General features: G+C 70.3%; 22 protein-coding genes. 8 read left to right on the top strand and 14 right to left on the bottom strand.

What is annotated here, in order from left to right; genetic code table 11:
- Positions 1 to 191: 191 nt before the first annotated feature.
- Positions 192 to 1,103 (top strand): UbiA family prenyltransferase, encoded by a 912-nt coding sequence (locus tag KIP79_RS44015; RefSeq protein WP_214111022.1) that lies wholly within the window; start codon positions 192 to 194, stop codon positions 1,101 to 1,103.
- A gap of 18 nt (positions 1,104 to 1,121) precedes the next feature.
- Here KIP79_RS44015 and KIP79_RS50330 read toward each other — a convergent pair whose 3' ends face one another.
- From KIP79_RS50330 to KIP79_RS43980, 7 genes are read right to left on the bottom strand one after another with little or no spacing between them, the layout of a single operon-like run.
- Positions 1,122 to 1,289, bottom strand: a complete 168-nt coding sequence (locus KIP79_RS50330; protein ID WP_372453759.1) for a pentapeptide repeat-containing protein — start codon at positions 1,287 to 1,289, stop codon at positions 1,122 to 1,124.
- A gap of 30 nt (positions 1,290 to 1,319) precedes the next feature.
- Positions 1,320 to 2,423 carry an uL10 family ribosomal protein gene (locus KIP79_RS44005; protein ID WP_214111021.1) on the bottom strand — a complete coding sequence of 368 codons (1,104 nt, stop codon included), beginning with the start codon at positions 2,421 to 2,423 and terminating at the stop codon, positions 1,320 to 1,322.
- Positions 2,423 to 5,488: an acetate and sugar kinases/Hsc70/actin family protein gene (locus KIP79_RS44000; protein WP_214111020.1), complete on the bottom strand. Its 3,066-nt coding sequence runs from the start codon at positions 5,486 to 5,488 to the stop codon at positions 2,423 to 2,425. Before KIP79_RS44000 ends, KIP79_RS44005 begins: the two co-directional genes overlap by 1 nt.
- Positions 5,485 to 8,067 carry a GTPase family protein gene (locus KIP79_RS43995; protein ID WP_214111019.1) on the bottom strand — a complete coding sequence of 861 codons (2,583 nt, stop codon included), beginning with the start codon at positions 8,065 to 8,067 and terminating at the stop codon, positions 5,485 to 5,487. The genes KIP79_RS44000 and KIP79_RS43995 overlap by 4 nt, the downstream gene beginning before the upstream one ends.
- 12 nt (positions 8,068 to 8,079) lie before the next feature.
- Positions 8,080 to 9,315 carry a DUF4407 domain-containing protein gene (locus KIP79_RS43990; protein ID WP_214111018.1) on the bottom strand — a complete coding sequence of 412 codons (1,236 nt, stop codon included), beginning with the start codon at positions 9,313 to 9,315 and terminating at the stop codon, positions 8,080 to 8,082.
- Positions 9,315 to 9,815: a hypothetical protein gene (locus KIP79_RS43985; protein WP_214111017.1), complete on the bottom strand. Its 501-nt coding sequence runs from the start codon at positions 9,813 to 9,815 to the stop codon at positions 9,315 to 9,317. Before KIP79_RS43985 ends, KIP79_RS43990 begins: the two co-directional genes overlap by 1 nt.
- Positions 9,816 to 9,865: 50 nt before the next feature.
- Positions 9,866 to 10,555 (bottom strand): Crp/Fnr family transcriptional regulator, encoded by a 690-nt coding sequence (locus KIP79_RS43980; protein WP_214111016.1) that lies wholly within the window; start codon positions 10,553 to 10,555, stop codon positions 9,866 to 9,868.
- Between the two features lie 118 nt (positions 10,556 to 10,673).
- On the opposite strand from KIP79_RS43980, the gene KIP79_RS43975 reads away from it, so the two are divergent.
- The 4 genes from KIP79_RS43975 (at position 10,674) to KIP79_RS43960 (ending at position 13,967) form a co-directional block, all read left to right on the top strand.
- Positions 10,674 to 11,828 (top strand): RtcB family protein, encoded by a 1,155-nt coding sequence (locus KIP79_RS43975; protein WP_214111015.1) that lies wholly within the window; start codon positions 10,674 to 10,676, stop codon positions 11,826 to 11,828.
- A 126-nt stretch (positions 11,829 to 11,954) separates the two neighbouring features.
- Positions 11,955 to 12,938 carry a GTP 3',8-cyclase MoaA gene (gene moaA, locus KIP79_RS43970; protein ID WP_214111014.1) on the top strand — a complete coding sequence of 328 codons (984 nt, stop codon included), beginning with the start codon at positions 11,955 to 11,957 and terminating at the stop codon, positions 12,936 to 12,938.
- 80 nt (positions 12,939 to 13,018) lie between these two features.
- A complete protein-coding gene (mobA, locus tag KIP79_RS48030) occupies positions 13,019 to 13,705 on the top strand; it encodes a molybdenum cofactor guanylyltransferase (RefSeq protein ID WP_308170225.1) in 687 nt (228 codons plus the stop codon).
- A gap of 16 nt (positions 13,706 to 13,721) precedes the next feature.
- Positions 13,722 to 13,967 (top strand): DUF6457 domain-containing protein, encoded by a 246-nt coding sequence (locus tag KIP79_RS43960; protein ID WP_214111013.1) that lies wholly within the window; start codon positions 13,722 to 13,724, stop codon positions 13,965 to 13,967.
- Between the two features lie 315 nt (positions 13,968 to 14,282).
- On the opposite strand, the gene KIP79_RS43955 is transcribed toward KIP79_RS43960, so the two are convergent.
- Entirely contained in the window at positions 14,283 to 14,558 is a 276-nt protein-coding gene (locus KIP79_RS43955; protein ID WP_308170224.1) for a DUF3099 domain-containing protein, read from the bottom strand.
- Between the two features lie 116 nt (positions 14,559 to 14,674).
- On the opposite strand from KIP79_RS43955, the gene KIP79_RS43950 reads away from it, so the two are divergent.
- Entirely contained in the window at positions 14,675 to 14,890 is a 216-nt protein-coding gene (locus KIP79_RS43950) for a dodecin (RefSeq protein ID WP_214111011.1), read from the top strand.
- A 266-nt stretch (positions 14,891 to 15,156) separates the two neighbouring features.
- Here the strand turns inward: KIP79_RS43950 and KIP79_RS43945 are convergent, their stop codons facing one another.
- Positions 15,157 to 16,524 carry a metallopeptidase TldD-related protein gene (locus KIP79_RS43945; protein WP_214111010.1) on the bottom strand — a complete coding sequence of 456 codons (1,368 nt, stop codon included), beginning with the start codon at positions 16,522 to 16,524 and terminating at the stop codon, positions 15,157 to 15,159.
- Entirely contained in the window at positions 16,521 to 18,014 is a 1,494-nt protein-coding gene (locus KIP79_RS43940) for a TldD/PmbA family protein (protein ID WP_214111009.1), read from the bottom strand. Before KIP79_RS43940 ends, KIP79_RS43945 begins: the two co-directional genes overlap by 4 nt.
- 183 nt (positions 18,015 to 18,197) lie before the next feature.
- Between KIP79_RS43940 and fabG the strand changes: the two genes are divergently transcribed.
- Together fabG and fabI are read left to right on the top strand one after the other, a co-directional pair.
- Positions 18,198 to 18,902 carry a beta-ketoacyl-ACP reductase gene (gene fabG, locus KIP79_RS43935; RefSeq protein WP_214111008.1) on the top strand — a complete coding sequence of 235 codons (705 nt, stop codon included), beginning with the start codon at positions 18,198 to 18,200 and terminating at the stop codon, positions 18,900 to 18,902.
- Positions 18,903 to 18,904: 2 nt separating this feature from the next.
- A complete protein-coding gene (fabI, locus tag KIP79_RS43930; protein WP_214111007.1) occupies positions 18,905 to 19,672 on the top strand; it encodes an enoyl-ACP reductase FabI in 768 nt (255 codons plus the stop codon).
- A gap of 14 nt (positions 19,673 to 19,686) precedes the next feature.
- Here fabI and KIP79_RS43925 read toward each other — a convergent pair whose 3' ends face one another.
- The 4 genes from KIP79_RS43925 to fsxC are packed head-to-tail and all read right to left on the bottom strand — an operon-like array spanning position 19,687 to position 24,839.
- A complete protein-coding gene (locus KIP79_RS43925) occupies positions 19,687 to 20,427 on the bottom strand; it encodes a hypothetical protein (RefSeq protein ID WP_214111006.1) in 741 nt (246 codons plus the stop codon).
- Positions 20,391 to 23,795, bottom strand: coding sequence for an FxSxx-COOH system tetratricopeptide repeat protein (gene fxsT, locus KIP79_RS43920; RefSeq protein ID WP_214111005.1), 3,405 nt, complete (start codon positions 23,793 to 23,795; stop codon positions 20,391 to 20,393). Before fxsT ends, KIP79_RS43925 begins: the two co-directional genes overlap by 37 nt.
- Positions 23,693 to 24,463 carry a tyrosine-protein kinase family protein gene (locus KIP79_RS43915; RefSeq protein WP_214111004.1) on the bottom strand — a complete coding sequence of 257 codons (771 nt, stop codon included), beginning with the start codon at positions 24,461 to 24,463 and terminating at the stop codon, positions 23,693 to 23,695. The genes fxsT and KIP79_RS43915 overlap by 103 nt, the downstream gene beginning before the upstream one ends.
- Positions 24,354 to 24,839 (bottom strand): FxsC protein, encoded by a 486-nt coding sequence (gene fsxC, locus KIP79_RS50325; RefSeq protein WP_372453758.1) that lies wholly within the window; start codon positions 24,837 to 24,839, stop codon positions 24,354 to 24,356. The genes KIP79_RS43915 and fsxC overlap by 110 nt, the downstream gene beginning before the upstream one ends.
- Positions 24,840 to 24,962 lie beyond the last annotated feature (123 nt).

The raw sequence follows: 24,962 nt of genomic DNA, 5'->3' as shown, positions 1-24,962 counted from the left end.
TGGGCGGGAGTTTCCCGGCAATCAACCTTTGGTGTGCCGGACGGCAACCGACCTTCCCGGCGGAGCCGGGCCCGGACCCGAAGGGGTCAAAGGGTTGGGTGGGTGGGAGTTCCACGGCAACCATCCACCCCGGCGTAAGCCGAGCAGGACGCGGAGAGGCAGAAGGGTGGTGGGAGTTTCACGGCAAGCGAATGAGTCGAAGCGAGGTGGGTAAGCGGCCGGAGGTGGGCTGTGTAGAGGTCCGGTCCGCTGGGCACCCTGGCCGTGTGAACTCCCCGGCCATTGCCCGCTCGCCCGTCCTCGGACTGTTGCTTGCCTGCCATCCGGGTCCGACTCTGGCCGTCACCGCCATGGTCACGGCCCTTGCTGCGGGAAGCGGGCGCGCTCTGCCAGGGTGCGTGGGCGTCGCCATGGCCGTACTGGCGGGGCAGTTGTCCGTGGGCTGGTGCAACGATGCCGCGGATGCGGCCCGGGACACCGCCACCGGGCAGGCCCGCAAGCCCATCGTCATCGGACTGGTCGCCGCCCGTACGGTACGCTCGGCCGCCACTGTCGCCCTGCTGCTGGCCGTTCCACTCTCCCTCCTTTCCGGCCTGGCCGCCGCCACCGTCCACCTGATCGCCGTGGCCGCCGCCTGGGCCTACAACCTTCGCCTCAAGTCCACCCTGCTCTCCTGGGCCCCCTACACCCTCGCGTTCGGCCTGGTCCCCCTGTTCGTCGCGCTCGGACAGCCCGGCCACGAGCTGCCGCCGTGGTGGCTGACCGCCGCCGCCGCGCTGCTGGGCTTGGCCGCCCACCTCGCCAACGTGCTCCCCGACATCGCCGCCGACCTGACGACAGGGGTCCGCGGCCTGCCCCAGCGGCTGGGGGTGGCCAGGGTGCGCGCCCTGGCCCCAGTGCCCTCCCTGCTCGCCGTCGCCCTGCTCGTGCTCGCCCCGCCGGGCCCACCCGAGATCCCCGGCTGGTCCGCGCTCACCGCCGCCACCGCCTTGACCGTGACGGGATGGGCGCTCGGCGCCCGTCACGCACGGCTGCCCTTCGCCACGGTCGTCGGAGTGGCGGCGATCGGCGTGCTGCTCCTGCTTGCGCAGGGCTCGGGATAGCAGGGCTCGGGATAGCAACTATCCGGACATCAGGGCTCCGGACAGTTGCGGGGCTCCGGACAGCGGGGCTCCGGACAGCGGGGCTCCGGACAGCGGGGCTCCGGACAGCGGGGCTCCGGACAGCGGGGCTCCGGACAGCGGGGCTCCGGACAGCGGGGCTCCGGACAGCGGGGCTCCGGATAGCAGGGTTCCGGATAGTTGCAGGGCTCCGGGTGGTCAGGGGCTTTCCCAGACCACCCGCGCCCGGACCAACCGTTCCTCGTCGGCCCCGGCCCCCTTGGTGAGTAGGCAGGACACCGTCCACACGATGGTGGGCTCGGTCGTCCCCGGGCTGAAGGGCTGGCGCCAGGTGTGCAGGTCGTCGAGCAGGCTGGACTGTTTGGCTTGGACGTAGGATTCCCGGCCGAAAGCGGTTACCTTGAACTGTTCGCCGGGCGAGGTGGCTGCCAGCTTGTTCATGGCGTCTTCTGAGTCGTTCAGTAGTTCCTGCCACAGGCTGTGCCGGTCGGGCGGCGTCACCCGCAGTTCCCCGCCCTGGCCGGTCACTGGCACCAGCTGACGCAGATGGCGGTCGACGATGATCAACTGCTCCAGGCGCTCCCTGACCGGCCTGCCGTTCCGTTTGCGCAGCTCGGTCAGCGCGTCCACGAGGGATTTCCGGTAGCCGGCCAGGTCGTCCTGAGCGCGGAACCGGGTGAGCCACGGCTTCCCGGTCATCTTGATCAGGCCCAGCCCGTCCGCGGCGGCGGCCAGCGCGATGATCTCCTGCGCCGCCCTGACCACCGGCGCGTACGCCTCATCGAGACCCTCGACGAGATCCGGCGACCGACGACCCGCCTCCCGCAGGAGAATCTCCTCATAGCTCTCCATGGGCGGCGTGATCACTGCGGGCACCGTGGGCATCTCAGCTTCGGGCACCGCAGGCACCTCAGCCTCGGGCGCTTCAGGCTCAGCCACCGCGGGCACCGCGGGCACCTCAGCCTCGGGGGCCTCAGGCTCAGCCACCTCAGGTACCTCGGGCACGTCGCCGGCGACCGTGTCCTGAACGGTCGCCTCCTGCGGGATCTCCGGCTCACGGGCCGCCTTCTGCAGCGCCTTGGCCCGCCGCCCGACGCTCTTGACCCACGCTTCGGCGATCTCGATGGTGGGCGTCCACTCGTCGTCCAAGGGCGAGTTCATTCGATCCAGCGCGTGCAGGGCATCGCTCATGGCCTCCCACGCCTCACCGAACGGTTGGGAGGAAAGCTTGGCGAGCAGCCGAGCCAGGGCGTCGGTGACGTCATCGCCCGCACCGGGCACGGAAAGCAGGGGGTCGGACATCAGTGGTCTCCCGTGAAGGGGTCCCGTTCGGGACGGTGGTCGGTGCTTTCGCTGTCCATCGCGGTCCGGTAGACCCACCCGGGGTTGGCCGCCATCTCGTCCAGGGAGGCCGCCGCGCAGTCGGCCGGATACCCGACGTGCAGCCGGAGGTCGCCGGCGTCGTCGAGCACGGCCCAGATGGGAACCCGCGGCGACCCGGTGTTCAGCCGGGGCGTGGGCAGGGCGCCGAGCGGAATCCAGTGCCCCTCCTCCGCCTGGGCCCAGAACTCGTACTCGTCCGGGATGGGCGATTCGCCCGCGTCTGGCGCCTCGGGCAGCGGCCGGGAGACCACCCCCGACCGCTCGCCCCGGCCGGGCGGGCCACCGACCCCGATCTCGCCGTCGGCGGCGAAGTCGTCCGGGAAGGGATGCTGCCCGGTGGCCTGGTCGAACACGGTGACCCTGCGGACCCCGCCGCCGGGCACCGGCGCGGCCTCGATCTTCGGCAACCGGGCCAGCCGGCCGTCGGCGAAGAACCCGCCCAGCTCGGGAAACGCCCTGAGCTTGATCGGCGCGGAGTCCAGGTCGGACCCGTACAGGGGATGCAGCAGGGACCGTTCCCCCTTACGCAGGAGCAGGGTCGGGGTCTGCTCCTGGTCCAGCTCCACCGCGAACCAGACGTCCGGCGGCAGTATGCCGTCCGCGCTCTCCGCGTGCTGGGCGTACCGCCAGGACCCCCAGCTGATCGAGTGCCGCGAGTTCACGATGCGGTGCAGGGCGATCGAGGGCACCAGCGGGCGCCAGCCGCTCCTGATGTACGCGTGCCCGGAGGCGTCGCAGCGGTCGATCGGGCTGCCCGCCCGCAGCCACGGCATGGGCATCTCGTTGAGATGGCTCGCCAGGCCGTACGAGCCGGGCAGCGTCAGCAGCAGGTTGTCCAGCCGGACGGTGAGGTTGTCAGCGCCGATGACCCGGTTGTCCTCGTGGACCCGGGCGAACTCGGTGGTGCTGTGCGCCCAGGCGGCGCCCAGCACGGCCGCCTGCTTGGCGTGCCTGCCGGCGTCCACGAACCGGCTGGGATCCCAGTTGATCGCCCGCAGCGCGCTGCCCGTCCCCGAGAACGCCTCCGTCAGGCACTGCCCCGCCAGGTCGCGCACCTGCGGCATCGAGGTGGTACGGCCGGCCAGGGCGACCACGTCCACCCGGTCGCCGTACTCCTCGGTCAGCGACTGCCTGGCCAGGTCGGCGGCGATCCCGGCGGCGGCCTCCACCACCGGGCAGAGGATCCTGACGAAGTCCTCCTGGCTCAGCTCCACCTTCTCCCCGAGGTGCTTCAGGTCGGCGTGGAACGGGCAGTCGTCGGGCAGGTCGTTGTGCAGCTCGTTGCCGAAGGAGTAGGACTTCCCGATCGCGAACGCGTCCTTCTTGGCGTTCTCCGCGGCGTTCCACAGCACCGCGAACTCCTGGCTCAGCGGGCGCAGGGTGGTGGTGAGCACCAGGCTCTCGTCCTCCTCGGCCCGCTCGGGCGGCGGGGTGTGGGTGGGCAGCAGGCGGCGCAGGATGGTGCGCACCCGGGCCGGCACGGGGTCCGGCGAGGTCGAGGCGACGACCTGCGGGGCGAGCTCGGTCCAGGTGTCGGAGGCGGCCGCGGCCCTGATCTCCGGGCTGAACCCGGACGCCTCCGAGGCGTCCGCGGCTGCGCCGTTCTTGGCGCGCTCCTTGGCGGCCTTGACCAGGGCGTCGGCCAGCGCGGCCTTGATCCAGTAGAAGATGCGCAGCGTGATCAGGTCGCCGCCGAGCTGCCCGTCCCCGCTGGTGCCGAGCACCCGGGGGCGGAGCAGGTAGCGGCGGCCCTCCAGCCGGGGTGTGTCCGACGGCTCCACGCCGGGGATCTCCGTGTCGGGCAGCTCGTGCAGGTCGATGGCGAGCAGCGCCACGTCGGTGGTGCCGCCGCCGACGTCGATGACCTCCATGATCTGCCGCCAGATGGCCGTGTCGTGCACGATCACCTCCCGGGCCTGCGCGCGGAAGGCCGCGAGCCCGGCGTCGACGCTGCCGCCGAAGCCGCGGAACAGGAAGTACATCGCGGCGGCGGCCGCCTCGTCGTACCGCATGTCCACGCCCGCGTCGGAGCCCAGCCGCAGCGCGATCCTGGCCAGCCGCTGGAGCTTGGCCCGGGCGGCGGGCGGCGCGGTGGTGGGGTAGGTCAGGATGACCTGCGCGACCCTTCCGTTGACCAGTCTCCGCCGGTGGGAGGGGGCCAGGTCGTCCGATCCCGTGCGGCGCAGCGACATCTCCAGCCGCCGTACCAGGTCGCGGTAGGCCTGGGCGAGCAGCAGGTCGGTGTCGGGCCGCCAGCCGTTCGGCAGCTGCACGTCCGCCAGCGCCGAGACCTCCAGCGGGTGGAGCACCCGCCGTTTGAGCCCGGGCAGCCGGAGCGGGCCCTCGCCGTCACCGGCCAGCGCCGGTTCGTCCACCAGCTTGGACTTGTCGAAGTCGGCGGTGTCGATGGACAGCACGCTCCGCACCTCCGGGACCGACCAGAGGTCGTCGATCTCCGGGAGGAGCAGGTTCTGCGTGGTGAGCATGTCCACCCTGGCGGCGGTGTCGTGGATCAGGTGCAGGCGCAGGGCGTGCTCGTCCTCGTCGGCCAGTACCGACTCCACCGCGTACATGACGGCTTGGCGGAGCCGGGTGACGGGATGCGCCTGGTCCGGCGAGTTGCCGGGGGCGACCACCGACTCGGCCTCCTGACGGAGCAGGACCGCGAGGCCGGCGGCGTCCGGTACGGGGTCGGTGTCGCCGAGCAGGTCGGCGCACTGGTCGGCGATCCGCCGCCCCGTCTCGGAGCCCGCGACCTCCGTGAGCAGCTCCGCCAGCCCTTCGGCCAGGGCCTTCTCCTGCTCCGGGTCCAGCGGGCGGTGCTCGGTCTCGATGTTGCTGAACAGCGCCATGGTCGAGGCGTAGGTGCCCAGGTCGATGGTGAGGGACTGGAGCTTGGTGGTACCCCGCAGGTCCCACTCCGGTCGCAGCGGGGCCGGTTCGGCGTTCGGGTCGGGTTCTACGTTCGGATCCGGGCTGCTCATCGTTGGTCCTCCTCGTCGGTGCCGGTGGGCCAGTTCGGGTCGTTGATCAGGTCGCGCAGCGCGGTCAGCGCGTCGGCCTCGCCGGCGCGGACACCGGTGGCAGGTCCTGCGGGGGTGCCGGTGGCCATCCGGCTCAGGTCGGAGTTGGTGGGGATGGCGTCCTGGATGGTCTTGATGCCTCTGCGCAGCCCGCCCACGACGGTCGTCAGCCGTTCCTGCAGCAGCTGGGAGACCTCGTGGTAGAGCGCCAGCACCAGGTCCCTGCGCAGCCGCGCCACCTGCTCGATGTCGGTCCGCCTGCTGATCATCGTCGGGTGCAGCTTCCGCATCCGGTCGACCAGCTCCGGATGCCAGGGCAGGGCCTGGTCGCGGGCCAGCGGGAAGCGGGGCTCGCCGCCGGTCACGGGGCTCCTGCGTAACACGGTCTCCAGCGTGTCGGCCGCCAGCATGGGGTTGGCCAGCGAGTCGAGCAGCGCCGTCCTGCGGACGATCAGGGCCCGGTCGCCCAGCGCGGGAAGCCGCCGCGTCAGCAGCGCCCGATGGGCCGCCAGGTCCGCCTTGGCCCGGCCGAGCGGCGTCCCGTCCGCGTAGGCTCGCCCGCCCCACTCGACCAGCGCCCCCCGCAGCAGGTCCAGGCCGCTCTCGATGACCTCCTGGTGGGAGTCCAGGTACGGCTCGACGAAGTCGGCGGTGCTGACGGCGGCGGGAGTCGACGCGGCCGGGAAGTCGGCCTCGCCGAGACCGGGGAAGGGGTCGAACGGGTCGTCCTCCGACTCCTCGTCGAGGAGGACGACCCCGTCCTTACCGAGGTGAACCAGGCGGCTCCACTCCGGCCACTGCCCCACCGACCGGGCCGCCGCGTCCAGCAGCCGGTACCCGAGGCCGTCCGGATCGGCCGACCGGGGGTCGGTGGCCGGCCGCAGCACCAGGGCCAGCGAGTCCAGCCGCTTGAGCAGGTCGTGCGCGCCGTCCACAAGCGCGGTGCGGAGCCCGGCCAGGGCCACCCGTTCGGCCTCCTGCGCCGGGTCCATCCTCGGTTCCCGCTCGGCCAGCACCGCCACCTTGGTCAGCCCCTCCAGCAGCCGCAGCGCCATCGCCCGCAGCTCGCCGGACCAGATGCGCAGCCCGTCGCCGAGCAGTTGCCGGACGACCAGCCTGCGCAGTCCGGTGATCCCGCCGTCGTGGGTGTAGGCGCGGAGCGCCTCGTTCAGCGGGTGGTGCGGGTCGCGTTCCAGCATCTCCAGCCAGAGGGTCCGCCAGTCGTCCAGCGACTCGGTGGCGTGCGCCATCTCCTGGGCGGTCGTCTCGCCCCACGGCGGGAGGCCCGCCACGGCCGCTCCCGCCAGGGCCGAGGTGAACGCCACCCGGTCCAGCCGGTCGTGGGTGAGCAGCTGGGCCATCTCGTACACCATGGCGAACTTCTCGTGCACCATCGAGTGTCCGTACTCGGCGAAGCTCGCCGGCGCCGGCCGGGCCGGCGCGATCTGGTCGAACCGGTTCGCCGCGACCAGCACCGAGTTGCGCAGCTCGCCCTTGAGGTAACGGTCCCGCTGGAGCAGCGTGTGGAAGCCGGTGATGTGGCTGTTCTTGGCGAGATCGCCCTTCAGCACGATCAGGACGATCGTCGCGTTGGCGATCTCCTCCTCGGTCAGGAAGGAGTCCCGCACCGAGCCCGACCCGAGCCCGGGGAAGTCGACCAGGTCGACGGTCAGCCCCTCCAGGGGCCAGAGCGTGGCGGGCACCGCCAGGTCGATCGTGATCTGGTGGATGAGCGGGAAGGTCGCCCGCAGGGCCTCGGCGTCCAGCGGGTGGGCGGGGTCGATCGGGAGCGCGCCGGAGGGCGGCGGCACCACCGGCGGCAGCCGCCGGTCTTCGCCGATCCGGATGGCCGCGTCCAGCGCCTCCCCGCTGATCGTCACCGGCGCGCCCGCCCCCGCCCGGGGGAGCAGGGCCGCCCCGGCCTTGACCGCCTCGCCGAGCCGCAGCAACTCGTACGCCAGGCCCGGCAGCCGCGCGTTGTCCCCGTTCCACACCTGCGTGCAGAACTCCCGCACCGGCGCCCAGTCCCCGCCCCCGGGATCGTCCGGATCGACCAGCGTCACCGCCTTCAACCGGTCCACCCGGTACGGCAGGCGGTTCTTCTCGACGGTCTCGACGATGGCGTCCCTGAGCCGCCGCGCCAGCTCGGCCACCATCGGCGCCGACATGTAGCTCACCCCGGCCGCCGTCTGGCGGGGCGACTCGCTGCCTGGAGGGGCCGGGTGGAGCCGCAGTACGGCGATGTTCCCGGTGGTGTGCCCGCTGGAGACGGCCAGCAGGCCGGGAATCCCCGCCAGCAGGTTGAGCAGCAGCGACTTGCCGCTGGTGTTGGTGCCCGCCACGGCCACGGACGGGTTGCGGAAGGTGGCCCCGTGCAGGCGGCGGGCGTGGCCGGCGGCCTCGTCGATGGCGGTGGTCAGCTCGGTGACACGCTGCCGGGTCCGGCCGGCGGCAGGGACGGCGGCGCGCACCGCCGAGAGCGCCGCGTTGGCCCGCTCGGCCAGCTCACGGTAGGTCTTGACGGTTTTCTGGTGGTCCATCGGTCTCCTCGGTCAGGGACCATCTCGGCGGAGGTGGTCGGTCCGCATGTCGCGGTAGCGTGCGTCGCGCTCCTTGGCGAGCTGCGCCGCCTGCTGGTCCCGGCGGACGCGTTTCGCCGTGGCGAGGTCCAGGGACTCGTGGTCGGCGATCTCGTTCAGCCGGATGGTGGTCTGGATCCGGGCGGCCTCGGCGCGGACGAGCCCGGCGTGCAGGGTGCGGCCGCTGATGAGCTTCATCACGATCGGCAGCAGGTCCACCAGGAAGAGCAGGCCGCGCAGGAGCCAGGGGATCCAGATCACCGCCGGGTTGCCGGCGTTGGTCCGCTGGAAGGTCTGGAAGGCGTTCTCCTGGGCGAGCCAGCCCGTCTCCTCGGGGAAGCGGGCGCGGGCCTCCTCCTCCATCGGCTTCCTGGCGGGATCCGCAGGTGAGTTCAGGTGGTCGGCCTGCGCGCGGTGATCCTTGATCTCGTCGTTCAGCGTCTTGATGAGTTCGTGGTTCTTGTCGCGGATGTCCTCGTAGTCCTGTTTGGCCTCGGCCTCTTTGTCGGCCTCCCTCCCGGCGAGAGGCCCGAAGCCCGGCCGGTCGGGGTTGTTGATCTCGTCCTTGTAGCTCTGCTGCGCCTTCTCCCACCGGGCGAGGGCGTCATCGATTTCCGTCTGGTACGTCGCGATCCGCTTCTCCAGCGGCGGGATGGCGTCCTGGTGCACCTTGATCTCCTGGTTCACCAGCCGTTTGGTCTCGGCTTCCTGTTTGGTGTCGGCCTGCTGCTGGAGCACCAGCTTGATTTCGGGCTGGAAGATCACCAGGCTGATCGCCTCGCTGATGAAGACGGCGGTGATCATGGCGATGCCGATGCGGATCGCGTACGCGACGAGCCACTGCGTCCCCCGGGCCACCCGCTTGGAACGTTCCCCCGTCTGGGCAGGCGCGGAGCCGGTCAGCTCGTCGGTCGCCTTGGTCTCCGGCCGCCCGGTCGGATAGCTCGGATCGAGCAGGATGAGCCGGTCGACGCTGAGCATGATCAGGCCCCAGAACAGCGCGAGCGGGATGAACCACGGATGGAAGCCGCCGATGATCACCGTGAGGTAGATCGACATGGACACCGCGGCGAGCACCGCCACGATCATCACCATCGTCCCCACGGCCACCGCGCGCATGAGCTCCAGCGGCGTCACGATGTGCCGCATGGCGGCGCCGCCCGCCCAGACCAGGAACCGGTTCACCCGGCCCGTCTCCATGTGCCGCATCACATGCCGCCCTGCCCGAAGACCGCCAGCCAGGAGCCAGGCCGGAAGGGCCGGAATCCCGCCAGCGGAAAGCGGGCGCCGCCGACGGCGCGGATGTCGTCCAGGATGCGGCCCGACACCGCCACCTCCAGCCCCGCCGAGAGCGGCGCGCGGTCGCAGAGCGCGTCGGCCATCCGCACCCCCGGGCCGTCGAACTCGCCGTCCCGCAGTACGGTCAGGCCTTCCGCGATGGCCAGCCGGATGGCCAGCGGCCGGGCGGCGGCGGCGTTGTGCGCGCCGAGCGCCACCCAGGTGGCGTGCACCAGATCGGCCACGGCGCGCGACTCGTCCACTCCCGGGTGGAGCACGCCCGCCCACGGCGAGCGGACCGGGCTGCCCCACAGCAGGCGATCCAGCCGCGCGGCGGCGCACGCGGCCGCCAGCACGTCGGCCAGGTCGTCCAGTGGCCAGCCGGTCGCCGCCACGCACAGCCGCCGGATGGCGGGAGGGTTAGCGTCCATGTGACCAGCATTGGAGGGATAGGACGGCGAAATTCCCTCTTGTCGGGGAATCAGGCGATCTCTGCGGCCGCCCGCAGCCGGTCCAGGTCGTGCACGGTCATCCGGCGGTACCGGGTCTGCAGGATGCCCGCGCGGCGCCACTTCGCCAGCGCCGACTCGGCCGTGGACTCGGCTATCCCGGCCATCGTGGCCATCTCCAGCTGGGTCAGCGCCATGTCGAGCACGATGGTGGTGCCGTTCCGCTCGCCGTACTCGGTGACCAGTTCGTAGATCACCCGGGCCAGCCGCGCGGTGGCGTTGCCCGCGTGGTCGTACACCCGGCGGGCGGTGGCGTACCTGAGCTTGCGCACTACGCTGCGGGCCACCTCGATGGTGATGTCCGGGCGGGTCCGCAGCAGGTTCAGGAACGGGCCGGCGCCGATCCGGACCAGCGTCGCCGGGCCGCTGGTGGTCGCCGTCGCCGAGCGGGGGGCGTCGTCGAGCGCGGCGAACTCGCCGACCAGTTCCCCACGCGGCCGGATGGCCAGCAACCGCTCGTTCCCGGTGCCCCCGGCCGCGGTGATCTTCACGAACCCGTCGAGAATGAGGTAGACCTCGTTGCCCTCGACGGCCTCAAGGAGCAGGGCGGTCCGGTCCGCCCGCGCGATGGTGGTGCCGATCCGGGCGAGCGCCAGCTGGTCGTCCCGGCTCAGCCGCCCCATCAGGCTGGCGGCGGGCCACGTGGTGGGCAACTGGATCACGGCCGCTCCCCATTTTTCTCGCTATTTCGTATTTACGCGATGTGGCGGTGATGCGCGGGAAAACCAGTGGGATGCGAGGCCCGGATCCGGGCACACTGGGGGCCGGAAAGGAGGGATCATGCCGGATTTGGTGGCGCCCAAGGTGCTGTCCTGGGCGAGTGAGATCGACGCGGCGGCGGTCGCGCAGGCGTCCCGGGCGGCACGGCTGGACTTTGTGACGGGGCACGTGGCGTTGATGCCGGACGCGCACGTGGGGATCGGGGCGACCGTGGGGTCGGTGATCCCGACCGAAGGTGCGATCATCCCGGCCGCGGTCGGGGTGGACATCGGCTGCGGGATGGTGGCCACCGAGACCACGCTGACCGCCGCGGACCTGCCGGACACGCTCGACGCGCTGATGCCCCTGGTGGAGCGGCGCATCCCGGCCGGGGTGGGCAAGGGGCACCAGGACGGTGCCATCGACCAGACTCTGCACGTGCTCGGACGGCCGCGCACCGAGCTGACCGTCAAGCAGGAGGAGAAGGTCGCCCTGCAGTTCGGGACGCTCGGCTCGGGGAACCATTTCGTCGAGGTCTGCCTGGACGAGCGGGATCGGGTGTGGACCGTGCTGCACTCGGGGTCGCGGGGGATCGGCAACCAGCTGGCCACCCAGCACATCGTGGACGCCAAGAACCTGATGAAGCGGCAGGAGCGCACGCTGGAGGACCCGGACCTGGCGTACCTGGTCCAGGGGACACCGGAGTTCGACGACTACATCGCGGACATGCTCTGGGCACAGGCGTACGCGATGGCGTCCCGGGCCCGGATGGACGCGGTGCTCACCGCGGCGCTGTTCGAGGTGGTCGGGGCCGGTGAGCGGGTACGCATGATCAACTGTCATCACAATTTTACGCAGCGTGAGAATCATCTCGGGAAGACGCTGTGGATCACCCGGAAGGGCGCCATCAAGGCCGACAAGGGCGACGAAGGGGTCATTCCCGGGTCGATGGGGACGCGGTCCTACATCGTGAAGGGGCGGGGGAACGCTGAGTCGTACCACTCGTGCTCGCACGGGGCCGGGCGGCGGATGTCGCGGGGCCAGGCACGCCGGGCGCTGTCGGCGAAGTCGCTGACCGAGGCGATGGCCGGGCGGACCTGGAACTCCAATCGGGCGGCGGCGTTGGTGGACGAGCACCCGAAGGCGTACAAGTCCATCGACAAGGTCATGGCGGATCAGCAGGACCTGGTTGAGGTGCAGCACACGCTGCGGCAGGTCTTCAACTACAAGGGTTGATCGGGCAAAGCACCGGGGATCGGGGAATGTTGGCCGGGTGGCGGCTGCTGTGTAAGGCGACAGCCGCTACGAAATGCCGGAAATATTGGGTATTAGGCTGATGTTTTCGCGCGATGGAGGTCCCCGGTGCTGGTCGACTCGTTCGGGCGGGTGGCGACGGACCTGCGGGTCTCGCTGACCGACCGGTGCAACCTGCGGTGTGCCTACTGCATGCCGCCAGAGGGCCTCGACTGGCTGCCCAAACCCGAACTGCTGACCGCCGAGGAGATCGTCCGGCTGGTACGGCTCGGCGTGGAACGCCTGGGCATCACCGAGGTCCGGTACACCGGTGGGGAACCCCTGCTCCGCCGGGAACTTCCCGAGATCGTGGCCCATACCTCGGGGCTGGGCGCGGAGACCTCGCTCACCACCAACGGGATCGGGCTGGCCCGGCTGGCCGGGCCGCTGGCCGAGGCCGGGCTGCACCGGGTGAACGTCTCCCTGGACACCCTCGATCCGGAGATCTTCCGGCGGCTGGCCCATCGGGACCGGTTGCCGGACGTGCTCGCGGGGCTGGCCGCCGCCGACGCGGCTGGACTGGCCCCGGTGAAGGTCAACGCGGTTCTGATGCGGGGGATCAACCAGCACGAGGCGGCTCCGTTGCTGCGGTACTGCCTGGAGCATGGGTACGAGCTGCGGTTCATCGAGCAGATGCCGTTGGACGCGCAGCACGGCTGGAAGCGCCAGGACATGATCACGGCGGAGGAGATCCTGGCCGAGCTCGGGCAGGAGTTCAAGCTGGTCGAGGACGATCCTCGGGAGCGGGGGAGCGCGCCCGCCGAGCTGTTCCTGGTCGACGGGGGGCCGGCCAGGGTCGGGGTGATCGGAGCGGTGACCCGGCCGTTCTGCGGGGCCTGCGATCGGGTACGGCTGACCGCTGACGGGCAGGTGCGCAACTGCCTGTTCGCGACCGAGGAGTCGGATCTGCGTGGTGCCATGCGGGGCGGGGCCTCTGATGATGAGCTGGTGGAGCGGTGGCGGGCTGCTGTGCGTACCAAGAGGGCGGGGCACGGCATCGACGATCCTGCCTTCTTGCAGCCCGCCCGGCCGATGAGCGCCATCGGCGGCTGAGGCGATTCCGGTGCCTTCGGGGCTGCTGCGGGTTAGTGGAACGGATGCCTGAGGTGACTGGTTCGCCGCCCTTTGATGCTGTGATCCTCACTGGGGGTGCGGCACGTCGGTTCGGGGGTGGGGACAAGCCTGGCGCGCTGGTGGGCGGGCGGTCGCTGGTCGAGCGTGTCGCCGCCGCTGTGGCCGCCGCCGGGCGGCTGGTGGTCGTGGGGGAGCGGCGGGAGTTGGCCCGGCCCGGGACGATCTTCACGCGGGAGGATCCGCCAGAGGGTGGGCCCGTGCCGGCCGTGCGGGCGGGCGTCGTGCACTGCCACGCGGACTGGGTGGCCCTGCTCGCCGGGGACCTGCCGTTCTTCACGGCGACGGATGTGGAACGCCTGCTCACGGCTGCCGCAGGTCAAGCCCGGGACGCGCTGGTGGATGAGAGTGGGCCGGCGAGGGCCGTGCTGGTGGATGACGGTGGGCCCGCGGGGGACGTGCCCGTGGGTGACGGTGGGCGTTCGGGGGACGTGCCCGTGGGTGACGGCGGGTCGGCGGGGGCCGTGCTGGTGGATGACACTGGGCGGGAGCAGTGGCTGGCGGGTGTGTGGCGGCGGTGGGTGCTTGTCGAGGCGCTTGGTCGCTACGATGGCCGCTCGCTTCACGGGCTGCTGGCGCCGTTGGGCCCCGCCAAGGTCGACGCGGGTGCGGACGGCCGGACTCCGTGGTTCGACTGTGACACGCCCGCCGACCTGGCCCTCGCCAACCAACAGGAGGAGACCCGGTGAACGGAGAGGAGACCGTGTGAACGTGCTGGAGGAGTGGACCGCCCTGGTCTGCCGGGAACTCGGGCTGGACCCGTCCCAGCTGGATCGGGACGCCGTGCTCGACCTGACCCGGGACGTCGCCCACGGGGTCGCCCGCCCGGCCGCGCCGCTCACCGCCTACCTGGTCGGCCTCGCCCAGGGCACCGGCACGGCTCCGCCCGACGTGATCGCTCGCATCTCCGCCCTCGCGGCCGACTGGCCGCGCATTCCGGAGCAATCTTGATTCCGGGGTGGTCCTGATTCCGGAGCAGCCCGATTCCGGAGCAGCCCTGAGTCAGGGGTATCCCTGATTCGGGTTAGTCCTGGAGAAGCCCTGTCAAGGAGGCGGTCAATCCGCCTCATCAAAATTTCACGCTTACCAGACGGAAACAGGTCTCAGAAAAGGGCGATGCCGGGTGGTTACGGGGGCAAACCACCCGGCATCGCTTCATCGGCGTTCCGACGGGGGCCCGGAACGCCGGCACCAGCGCTCCGACGGGGGACCAGAGCGCTTGGCTAAACTGTACACCTCCCACCCTTGGGATGCGTCAAGACTTTGTCACGACCCGATCTCGCGTCGATGCCGTGGTATCTCGTTTTGGTTAGATTCGGTCTCGTCCATGGGTGAAGGCAGACCCGCCGCCCGCTCGTTGGCCCCGATCACGGCAAGGTACGGCAAAAGTACGGCACCGGCGATGAAGAGCAACCGGATGGGCCACGGCGCCGGCACGGCCACCGCCAGGATCAGGCAGATGACACGGATGCTCATCTTGATGACGTAGGCGATCTCGCGCTTGCGGATGTCCTCCGACAGACTGGGCTGCGCGTCCGTCACCGTGTGAACGACGGGGTGGCCCTTGCGCCTAACCCTCATGAATCCACCCTACGTCTCCGCGATACGATCATGTATGCACCATCGGGCAACACCATCGGCACCGCCGAGGAGGACCCATGACGGACCGAACCTATCGGGTGACCGAGATCGTCGGCACTTCGGGGGAGAGCGTTGACCAGGCGATCCGCAACGGCATCCGCCGTGCCGCCCAAACCCTCCGCCACCTCGACTGGTTCGAGGTAACCGAGGTCCGCGGCCACATCCAGGACGGCGAGGTGGCCCACTTCCAGGTAGGCATGAAGGTCGGCTTCCGCCTCGAAGACTCCGACTGACCAAACCCCGCCACTGACTCCCGGCGCACCGCAGCTGTCCCACCGCACCCGGGCCTCGCTACAGGCGGGATTTCCCGGGTTCTCGGGCCTCCGTTACCGGCGAGGGTTTCCCAGATTGCCGTGCTTGTCCCACCCGCCCGCCCCTGTTTGACATTTGGTCGGACCCGGCTCCGCAATCCGAGGGAACCTCCGCCGGTAGCGGAGGCCCGAGTGGGGGGTGGGATAGCTGTGGTGGGTATGCGTGTGGTCCCACCCGGCTTGGTGGGTTAGTTGGCCTGGCTGACTGTTGACATGTTGAAGTCGGGGACCCGGATCGGGGGCATGATCGATCGGGTGAAGTAGTCGTTCCATTCGCGGGGGAGGGTGCGGATGCTGGTGCCGACCTCGGTCATGCGGTTGAGAAGGTCTACGGGGGACTCGTTGAAGCGGAAGTTGTTGACTTCGCCCACGACCTCGCCGTTTTCGACGAGGTAGACGCCGTCTCGGGTGAGGCCGGTGAGCAGGAGGGTCTGGGGGTCCACCTCGCGGATGTACCAGAGGCAGGTGACCAGGAGACCGCGGTCGGTGCCTGCGATCATTTCCTCCAGCGTGCCGCCGCCGGTGGCGCTCTCCATGATCAGGTTGTCGATCTGCGGGGTGGTGGCCAGCCCGGTCAGCTCGGCGGAGTGCCGGGTCTGCACCAGGTTGGTCAGGCGGCCGTCCCGGATCCAGTCGGTCTCGGTCAGCGCCAGGCCGTTGTCGAAGACGGACTGCTCCCGGCCGGAGGCGTGCGCGACCGCGAAGTCCAGGCACTCCACGCCCGCCCTAGCCGGATCGCTGAACAGCCGCACGGGCAGCGTCGACAGTTCCTCGCCCACCCGGGTGCCCCCGCCGGGCTTGGCGAACACGGTCCGGCCGTCGGCCGCGTCCCGGGCCCCGGCCGACCAGTAGAGATAGATCATCAAGTCCGAGACCGCGCCCGGCGGCAGGATCGTCTCGTACCGCCCGGCGGGCAGGTCGATCCGGCGCTTGGCCCAGTCCAGCCGCTGGGCCAGCGTTTCGTCCAGCGCGGTCACGTCCACGTCGGCGAAGTCGCGGGTGGCCACCCCGGCCCAGGCCGAACGGGTCATGTCGGGCGACTTGGCGTTCAGCTCCAGCCGCCCGGTGGGCTGGTCGTGGCGGCGGCGCAGGCCGGTGCTGCTGCCCACGAAGACCGAGTCCACCTGGTGCTCGGCGAAGCCGTACAGCCGGCGGCCGGAGGCCTCGGCGGTGGCGAAGCACTCGCCCAGGGCCGGGGCGAAGCCGGAGAACACCTCGATCGAGGTGCGGCGCACCGGGTCGTCCCAGTCGGCGTCGGAGCCCTCGGCCACCAGCGGGCGGGCGTCCTCGGCGGGCTCGGCGTCCCTGGCCGCGGCGTCCGCCGCCGCCACCACGTCCGCCAGCTGGTCGGGCCGCACGGCGGCGCGGGAGACCACGCCCACCCCGGACCCGGCGATCGAGATCACCGTCAGCCGCGCCGACCTGGTCACCCCGTTGGTGGTCAGCGTGTTGCCCGCGAAGCGCAGGTTGGCGGTGGAGCCCTCGTCCACGATGACGACACGCTGGTCGGCGCCCGGCAGCGCGAGCGCGCGTTCGACTGTCTCCTGCGGGGTCACTTGCCGCCCTCCTGCACCGTGTTGAGGATCCGTACATTCCGGAACCGGGCCGACGGGCAGCCGTGGCTGACCGGCGCGACCTGGCCGGGCTGGCCCTTGCCGCAGTTGAAGGCGCCGCCGAGCACGTAGGTGTGCGGGCCACCCACCGCGTCCATGGACCGCCAGAAGTCGGTGGTGGTGGCCTGGTAGGCGACGTCCCGGAGCTGACCGGCCAGCTTGCCGCCGGAGATGCGGTAGAAGCGCTGGCCGGTGAACTGGAAGTTGTAGCGCTGCATGTCGATCGACCAGCTCTTGTCGCCGAGCACGTAGATCCCGTTGTCCACCCCGGCGATCAGCTCCTCGGTGGACGGGCCGCCCTCGGCCGGGCGCAGCGAGACGTTGGCCATGCGCTGCAGCGGCGGGTGGCCGGGGGAGTCGGCGAAGGCGCAGCCGTTGGAGCGGCCCAGGCCTTTCAGCAGGGCCATGCGCCGGTCCAGCTGGTAACCGGTGAGCGTGCCGTCCCTGACGATGTCGAAGGACTGGGCCTGCACGCCCTCGTCGTCCCAGCCGACGGTGGCCAGGCCGTGCTCGGCGGTGCGGTCGCCGGTGACGTTCATGATCTTGGAGCCGTAGGTGAGTTCGCCCAGCTGGTCGAAGGTGGCGAAGGAGGTTCCCGCGTAGGCGGCCTCGTAGCCGAGCGCGCGGTCCAGCTCGGTGGCGTGGCCGATCGACTCGTGGATGGTCAGCCACAGGTTGGACGGGTGCACGACCAGGTCGTATCGCCCGGACTCGACGGAAGGGGCGGCGAGCTTCTCGGCCAGCAGTTCCGGCAGGGTGGCCAGCTCGGCGGGGAAGTCCCAGCCGGTGCCGGTCAGGTACTCGTACCCCCGCCCGACCGGGGGCGCCAGGGTGCGCATGTCGTCGAAGCGCTCGCCGTCGGACTTCATCACGGTGATCGACGGATGCACCCGCACCCGCTGCTGGGTGGTGATCGTGCCGGCCGAGTCGGCGTAGAACTTCTGCTCCTTGACCTGCATCAGGGAGGCCGAGACGTGGTCGACCTGGCCGAGCAGGCCGCGTGACCAGTCGCCGAGCAGGTCCACCTTCTCGCGGAGCGGCACGTCGAAGGGGTCGATGTCGTAGGCGGAGACCCAGGTCACATCGGCGTATACGCCTTCGGGCGCGAGTTCCACCGGTTCCCGGTTGATCGGCGCGCTGACCTGGGCCACCGTCACCGCCTGCTCGGCCACGGCCGCCGCCGCCTCCGGGGTCAGCTCGATCCCGGCGGCGAACCCCCAGGTCCCGTCCTTGACCACCCGCACGGCGAAGCCGAGGTCGTCGGCGTCGATGGAGCCCTCCAGCCGGGCGTCGAACAGGCGGAGTGTCTCCGCGCGCACCCGTTCGAGGCGGAACGACGCGTGCTCGGCGCCCAGCTCGCGGGCCCGGGTCAGCGCGGCGTCGGCCAGCCGCCTGAGCGGCAGGGCGAGGAAATCCGGATCGATCTCACGCATGCTGAGGATCCTATCCGGGGCCACCGACAAGCCCAGGCAGCGAGAGCGAGGCCAGGCCGGGGTCCGTGGTGGGTCCCGGGTGGGGTCTGGAGCTGGGTTCTGGCCGAACCCCACCACGCCGGACCTGTGATCTTGTGCTCGCCGGACAAGTAGTTACCGGACGGTAGCCGATAGCGTCGGGTCATGGCTCGTTCTGTACTCGTCACCGGCGGCAACCGCGGCATCGGCCTCGCGATCGCCCGCGAACTCGCGGCGACCGGCGACGCCGTGGCCGTCACCCATCGATCCGGCGAGCCCCCGGAGGGGCTCTTCGGCGTGCGCTGCGACGTCACCAGCCAGGCCGAGGTGGACGCCGCGTTCGACAAGGCCGAGGCCGAACACGGCCCGGTCGAGGTGGTGATCGCCAACGCCGGCATCACCAAGGACACGCTGCTGGCGATGATGAAGGAGGAGACCTTCACCGATGTCATCGACACCAACCTGACCGGCGCCTACCGGGTGGCCAAGCGGGCGGTCCGCCCGATGCTCCGGCTCAAGCGCGGCCGGATCGTGCTGATCTCCTCGGTGGTCGGCCTGCTCGGCTCGGCCGGGCAGACCAACTACGCCGCGTCCAAGGCCGGCCTGGTCGGTTTCGGGCGTTCGCTCGCCCGCGAGCTCGCCTCCCGGAACATCACCGTCAACGTGGTGGCCCCCGGTTTCGTGGAGTCGGACATGACCGCCGAACTCTCCGAGGAGCAGCGGGAGCTCATCCGCAAGCAGATCCCGCTCGGCCGTCAGGCACAGGCCGCGGAGATCGCCAGGGTCGTGCGCTTCATCGCCAGCGACGACGCCTCCTACATCACCGGGGCGGTCATCCCCGTCGACGGCGGACTGGGAATGGGGCACTAACCATGGGAATTCTCGAGGGCAAGCGGCTCCTGGTCACCGGCGTGCTCACCGACGCCTCGATCGCCTTCAACGTGGCCCGGCTGGCCCAGGAGCAGGGCGCCGAGGTGGTGCTCACCGGTTTCGGCCGGCTGAGTCTGGTGGAGCGGATCGCCAAGCGGCTGCCCACGCCGCCGCCGGTGATCGAGCTGGACGTGCAGAACACCGAGCACCTGGACACGCTGGCCGACCGGGTCGGCGAGCATCTGGACGGGCTCGACGGGGTGGTGCACTCGATCGGCTTCGCGCCGCAGAGCTGCCTGGGCGGCAACTTCCTCAACACCCCCTGGGAGGATGTGGCCACCGCGCTGCACATCTCCACCTTCTCCTACAAGTCGCTCGCCGTGGCCTGCCTGCCGCTGATGAAGGAGGGCGGCGGCTCGATCGTCGGTCTCGACTTCGACGCGACCAAGGCGTGGCCGGTCTACGACTGGATGGGCGTCGCGAAGGCGGGCCTGGAGTCCGTCAACCGTTACCTCGCCCGCGACCTTGCCAAGCACGGTATCCGGGTGAACCTGGTGGCCGCCGGTCCGCTGCGTACCATGGCGGCCAAGAGCATTCCCGGCTTCAAGGAGTTCGAGGACAGCTGGCCGGCCAAGGCCCCGCTCGGCTGGGACCTGGCCGACACCGTCCCCGCCGCCAAGGCGTGCCTGGCCCTGCTCTCCGACTGGTTCCCCGCCACCACCGGCGAGATCGTCCACGTCGACGGGGGCGTCCACGCCTTGGGCGCCTGACCTCTCAGGACCCGTCAGGCCAGCCTGTGGCGGCTGCTCGCGGGCAGCGGCAGTCCGGAGAGAGGCAGCGCCTCCTCGGCTTCCCGCTCCTCGCGGGCCCGCCGCGCGGCCACCACCCGGGTGGCCAGCACGGCCGAGAGCAGCAGCACCGCCGTCAGCGCCGTCCCCACCGGGTCGTACGTCTGGTGCGGCCGGCCCCGTACCGCGGGGGAGTGGCCGGACAGCCCGGGCACGAACTGTCCAGGCCACAGCAGCGACATTCCGGCCCGGTCGAGATCGATTGGGCCACCCTCGTCGCCGCCGTTGCCGTCCCCGTTCCCGGGCGCCGGATCGGTGCCCTGCTCGTCGGAGTCCACGAACTCGGGCCGTTGCCGTACGGGCCGCTCCGGTTCGGGGGGAAGCGTGCCGTCCCCGTCCGCGGCTTCACTCGGCCGGGTCTTCGAGGGTTCGTCCCCCTTGGGGGTCTTCCCCTGCCCGCAGTCCGGCGCGGCCAGCAGCGGCAGGCAGGTGTCCTGCACGGTCTTGGTGACGGTCTTGGTGAGGGCGCCGGTCACCCCGCCGACACCCTTGTCGCTCTGGCCCTGCGTCGGGGAGGGGCTCGGCTGCGCCGTGGGGCTGCCGCCCGTCCCCGTGCTCGCCCCCAGGTTGCCCGCCACGCCGGCCACCCCGCTGACCGTCTTGTCCACCCCGTCGGTCACCGGTGCCAGCGCGTTGCCGGTCACCCCGTCCACCACGTCGGTGACGCCGTCGACCACCTGGCACAGCCCGTTGGTGACTCCCGAGAGCAGCCCGCGCGCGTCACAGTCGGCCGCCTGCGCGGGACTCGCCAGCAGCGCGGGTAAGCCTCCGCCGAGCGCGAGCGCCAGCGCGCCGGCGGAGATTGCGGACGCGTTCTTACGTCCGATCCCCATACAAGTCGCCTCCCCATCCCAGCAAGCGCATCGCTTACTTGGCTCGCTTCAGTTTTTGCCGCCTCACCCGTGTTTTCCGCTAAGAGTTGCGATTCGGTATCGACGCGTAATACGCGAGGCCCCCTCTCATTCCCCGAATGGCGGACTGGATCACCACGGCAACGGCTCCAGGTCGCGATCCACCAGGCGCCAGCCGACGACGGACTCGACGATGGGATGTTGCTCGCCCAGCACGCGGCGCAGGCGCCCAAGAACCGATTCCCGCCGTTCCCGGGCCTCGTCGGCGCGCCGGTCCGCACGCAGCACGGTCGCGAGATTGGCGTCGCAGACGAGGGTGCCAGCAGGTTGGCGCCGCGCAGATAGATCATCCGGTTGTTGGCGGCGATGAGGGTGTACGGATTCTCCTCGCCGAGTTGGTTCCGGTACGTCTCCCAGACCTCGGTGGCCAGATTGAGGGCCGCGGCTTCCTCGCCCGCCCCGGAAAGATCACAGGCGAGGTTCAGCTTGCAGGCGATGGTGTCGGGCCCATGAGGGCCGAAACGTTGGAGACAGATGTCGTAGGTCGCCTCGGTCAACTGCCTGGCCTCCCCGTGAATCCCCGCCTTACGCAGGGAGACGGCCAGGCTCAGGGCGGTACGCAGGGTGTCGGGCAGGTCGGGACCGAGTACCCGTTGGTAGGAGGCCAGCGTGCTGCGCAACATTTCGGCCGATCGCGGGTACTCACCCGCCTCGCGCAGGTCGAGCGCGAGATTGTTCTCGGAGGACAGGGTGAAAGGGTGATCCACGCCAAGGACGTCGCGACGGCGGGCCAGCGTTTCCCGGTCAAGCCGCTCCGCCCCTTGGAAGTCGCCCACGTGCCGCATCGCGACCGCGAGGTTGCCGGCCGCCATCAGCGTACGCGGGTGGTCATCGAGGAACAGCTCCCGGGTCTGGGTGAACGTGTCCTGCTCCATCCGAAGGGCCTCGCTCAACTCCCCCAGTGCCCTCAGGTCGGCGGCGAGCCCCGCGGCCGTCATCAGCGTGTGCGGATGCGGGCTGGGCAGCACGTTGCGTTGGTCAACCAGGACCGCCGCGTCGAGATCGCGGGCCTCCTGATAGCGGCCCTGGGACCGCATCACGTTGCCCATCTCGAATCGCAGGTGAAGGGTCTGCCGATCGTAGGTCCCGAGTTTGTCGATCCACCGCTCCTCCAGCTCATGGCCGAGTTCGAGCGCCCGCTCGAACTCGCCGCGCTTCCACAGGTAGCGGACCCGGTCGATGAGCAGCTGACGTGTCTCCTCCTCGTCGCAGTCACGAGCCCTGGACGGCCCGAGGTGCGGCCAGATCTCGTCGTAGCGCGGCCAGCTCGCCGGGTCGTCGGTGTCTCCGAGCCGGGGGCGGGCGCCCAGGAGAATCCGGTGCACGTCATGTGCCGTCGCGTCCTGCTCCTCGGCGCTCATCCGGTCGCGCAGCACCGCTTGGACAAGACGATGCACCTGAACGGAATTGTCACGCTGGTCGACCTTGGCCAGCGCGAACCTGCTCAGCTCGCGCACCAGGCGGCCAATCATGATCTTTTCGCGGAGCGAGTCGTCGTACTTCACCAGGCAGCGCACCGTCTCGTCGCCGTACAGCATGGCGAGCGACACGGGCTCGGGGGCGAAGAACGACAGCAGTTCGAGGAGCCGGACCGCGGCCGGCGAACGCTCACTGAGCCGGTTGAAGGACACGTTCCAGGTGAGGACCACCGGGGTGGGATAGGAATGGGTCTCGCCCAGGGCGAGCATGGCCGCCGGTTGGCGGGAGAGTTGCTCCAGGTACTCCGCCACGTTCATGCCGGTCTCCTGGAGCCAGGCTCCGGCCTGCTCGATGGCCAGGGGCAGATCGCCCAGGGCGGCTGCCACGAGGTCCGCTTCGTCCTCGCTCAGCCCGAGCACGCGGCGTCTCAGGTGGTCCAGGCTCTCCCACCGGGTGAACACGTCGATCTCCAGCGGGGTCGCCAGCTGCGACCACGTCTGGTTGCGCGAGGTGATCAGCACATGTCCTGAAGGGCCACCGGGAAGAAACGCCTCAAGGTCCTGCGGACTGTCGGCGTTGTCGAAGATCAGCAGCCAGCGCGCGTACGGATCGCCGCGCCGGAGCGCGTCCTTGGCGGCCTGCGCGGCCTCGGCCACGTTGTCGCCCACCCTGATCCCGAGCCGTTCCGCCAGCTCGGCCATGGCCCCGTTGAGCAGTTCCGTCTGTTCGGCCGAGATCCACCAGACGACGTCGTAGTCGGTCATGTAGCGGTGCGCGTATTCGATCGCCAGCTGGGTCTTGCCGACTCCGCCGAGCCCGTACAGGGCCTGCGGCACGTGAACCTGGGTCACGACCGCCTGGGAACTGCCGACCAGCGCGTTCCGCAGCCGCTCCAGCACCTCGGTGCGCCCGGTGAAGGTCGCGTTCCTGGTCGGCAGATGCAGCACGGCGGGCTGCGTCCCGGGAAAGCGCAGGGCGTTGACCTGGACGACCGGCGGGACCAGGTGCTCCGGACGGCCGACGGCCCGCAGCAGGGCGACCCGGGCCTGCGCCTCGTCCAGGCGAACCAGGTCCACCAGCATCGATGTGGTGTACGGAAGCCGCACATCCGCGACCCGGATCGGGATGCGGCGGGCCCGCACGCCCGGCACCTCGTCCACCGCCGCCGGCTGCCACAGATTCGCTGTCTGGGCGGAACGCACGTAGGCCGGAGAGATCAGCGCCAGGGTCCTGGCGCCGGGGCCGCCCAGGCCCGCCGGCGCGGTCTCGCCCCGCGCTCCGCCGGAGTCGCGGGTGTGCACGCGCAGACCCGCCTGCACCAGCACCGCCCTGATCCATTCCGCCCAGAGCAGGTCATCAGGCACATAGTCGAGGTAGATATCGGTGGAAACGGAAGGACGTTGGCGGACAAACATGTCCCGATATCTCAGCCGCACCTCATCCGCCAGGGGCGGCAGTGTCCTGACCCGGCCCTCGGTGATGGCTTCGACCAGGCGCTCATAGGACGACAGGAGCGAGCTCGGCGACGCGGGCGCGTCCGCGAAAGTGGCCAGCGTCTCCTCGTAGGCGTAGAAGGGCTTGTACGGAATCTCGACCGCACCCCAGTAGACGTTCACTTCCGCCGAGGCCAGGCCGATCGGGAAACGTTCGAACCGGTGTCGTGCGAAGGCGCGTCCCGCGTCCAGTTTCTCCTTCTCGGCGTCGTCCACCCGCATCGGGACCGGCAGATTCTGATTCCGCGATCGGGATAACGATCGGCGATCTGCGTGGCGATGCCGGCCGCTCCCTCGATGCTCTGGTCGCTGAGTGTGAAACAGACCACCAGGATGTCGGGAAGGTGCACGGTGCAGATGTCAGCGATGTCGCTGAGCCCGCTCCGGCTGTCGATGAGCACGTAGTCGTAATTGCGCCGCATGTCGTCGCGGAGCGCGTCGAGGAACTGGCCGCCGCCCAGCCTGCGGTAGAAGTTGTCCCAGTCGAAGTCGGATACCAGCGCCGAGTAGTCCCGGTTCTGCCGTCCGCACGAAAGGAAATCGATCGCGCCGTCGCCGGGAAAGTGTTCCCATTCGATCGAGACCGTATGGACTCCCACCCGGGCGTACTCGCGATGCCAGTCCGCTGGGCGCTGCACCTGTCGGGTCGCACTCCAGCAGTAGTCCGAGATGAGTTCGATCACACCCTGCGTTGTGGCAATGTCGGTGCTCTTCAGGAAGGGGCGGAAGAATTTGTGCAGTCCCGGCGACTCCAGATCCCAGTCGACGACCAGCACCCGTTTACCGTTCGCCGCGAGGATCCATGCCGTGTTGGCCAGCGTCATCGTGCGGCCGGCCCCACCCTTGAACGAGTAGAACGTGATGATCCGGCCGTCGCGGTCTTCTGTCATCGTGTCTCCCTTGGGTCTGACAGGCCCGGCGAAAACTCGGCGACCACAGCCGCGGGCGCCGGGTTCCAGGTACCAGTGGCGGGAAAGACTGGACTTCACGTAGGTAGGGCGTGCACAAGGCCTGGATGACCTGCCGCAGGACGAAGGAGAACCGCGTCAGCCCGCTGACGCCGTTGATCGCGTCCAGGGCGGTGGTAGGAAAGCTTTCCCGCAGGCCGAGCCGCAGTTCGGCCTCCGCGCCCCTGAGCTGCTCGTCGAGCTCGTTCCACGGCACCAGCACGCCCACCCACGGCTTGTTCCTGCGGTCCAGGGCCTGCAATATCCCGCGAGTTTCCGCATCGAGCGTCATCCACGGGTCGACCAGGACCACCCCCAGGGCCCCGGCGTATCGAGGTTTCGTCCGGGTTTGGTTTCTCCGGTACCGCTGAGCCTGGGGCGCGGGCTGCGTACGGAGTGAAGAGCGGGGTAACGACTGGCCAAGCGCCCAACGAGGAAGGGC

Source organism: Acrocarpospora catenulata (assembly GCF_018476525.1).
GTDB lineage: Bacteria > Actinomycetota > Actinomycetes > Streptosporangiales > Streptosporangiaceae > Acrocarpospora > Acrocarpospora catenulata.
This window is presented reverse-complemented; position numbering and strand designations above follow the sequence as displayed.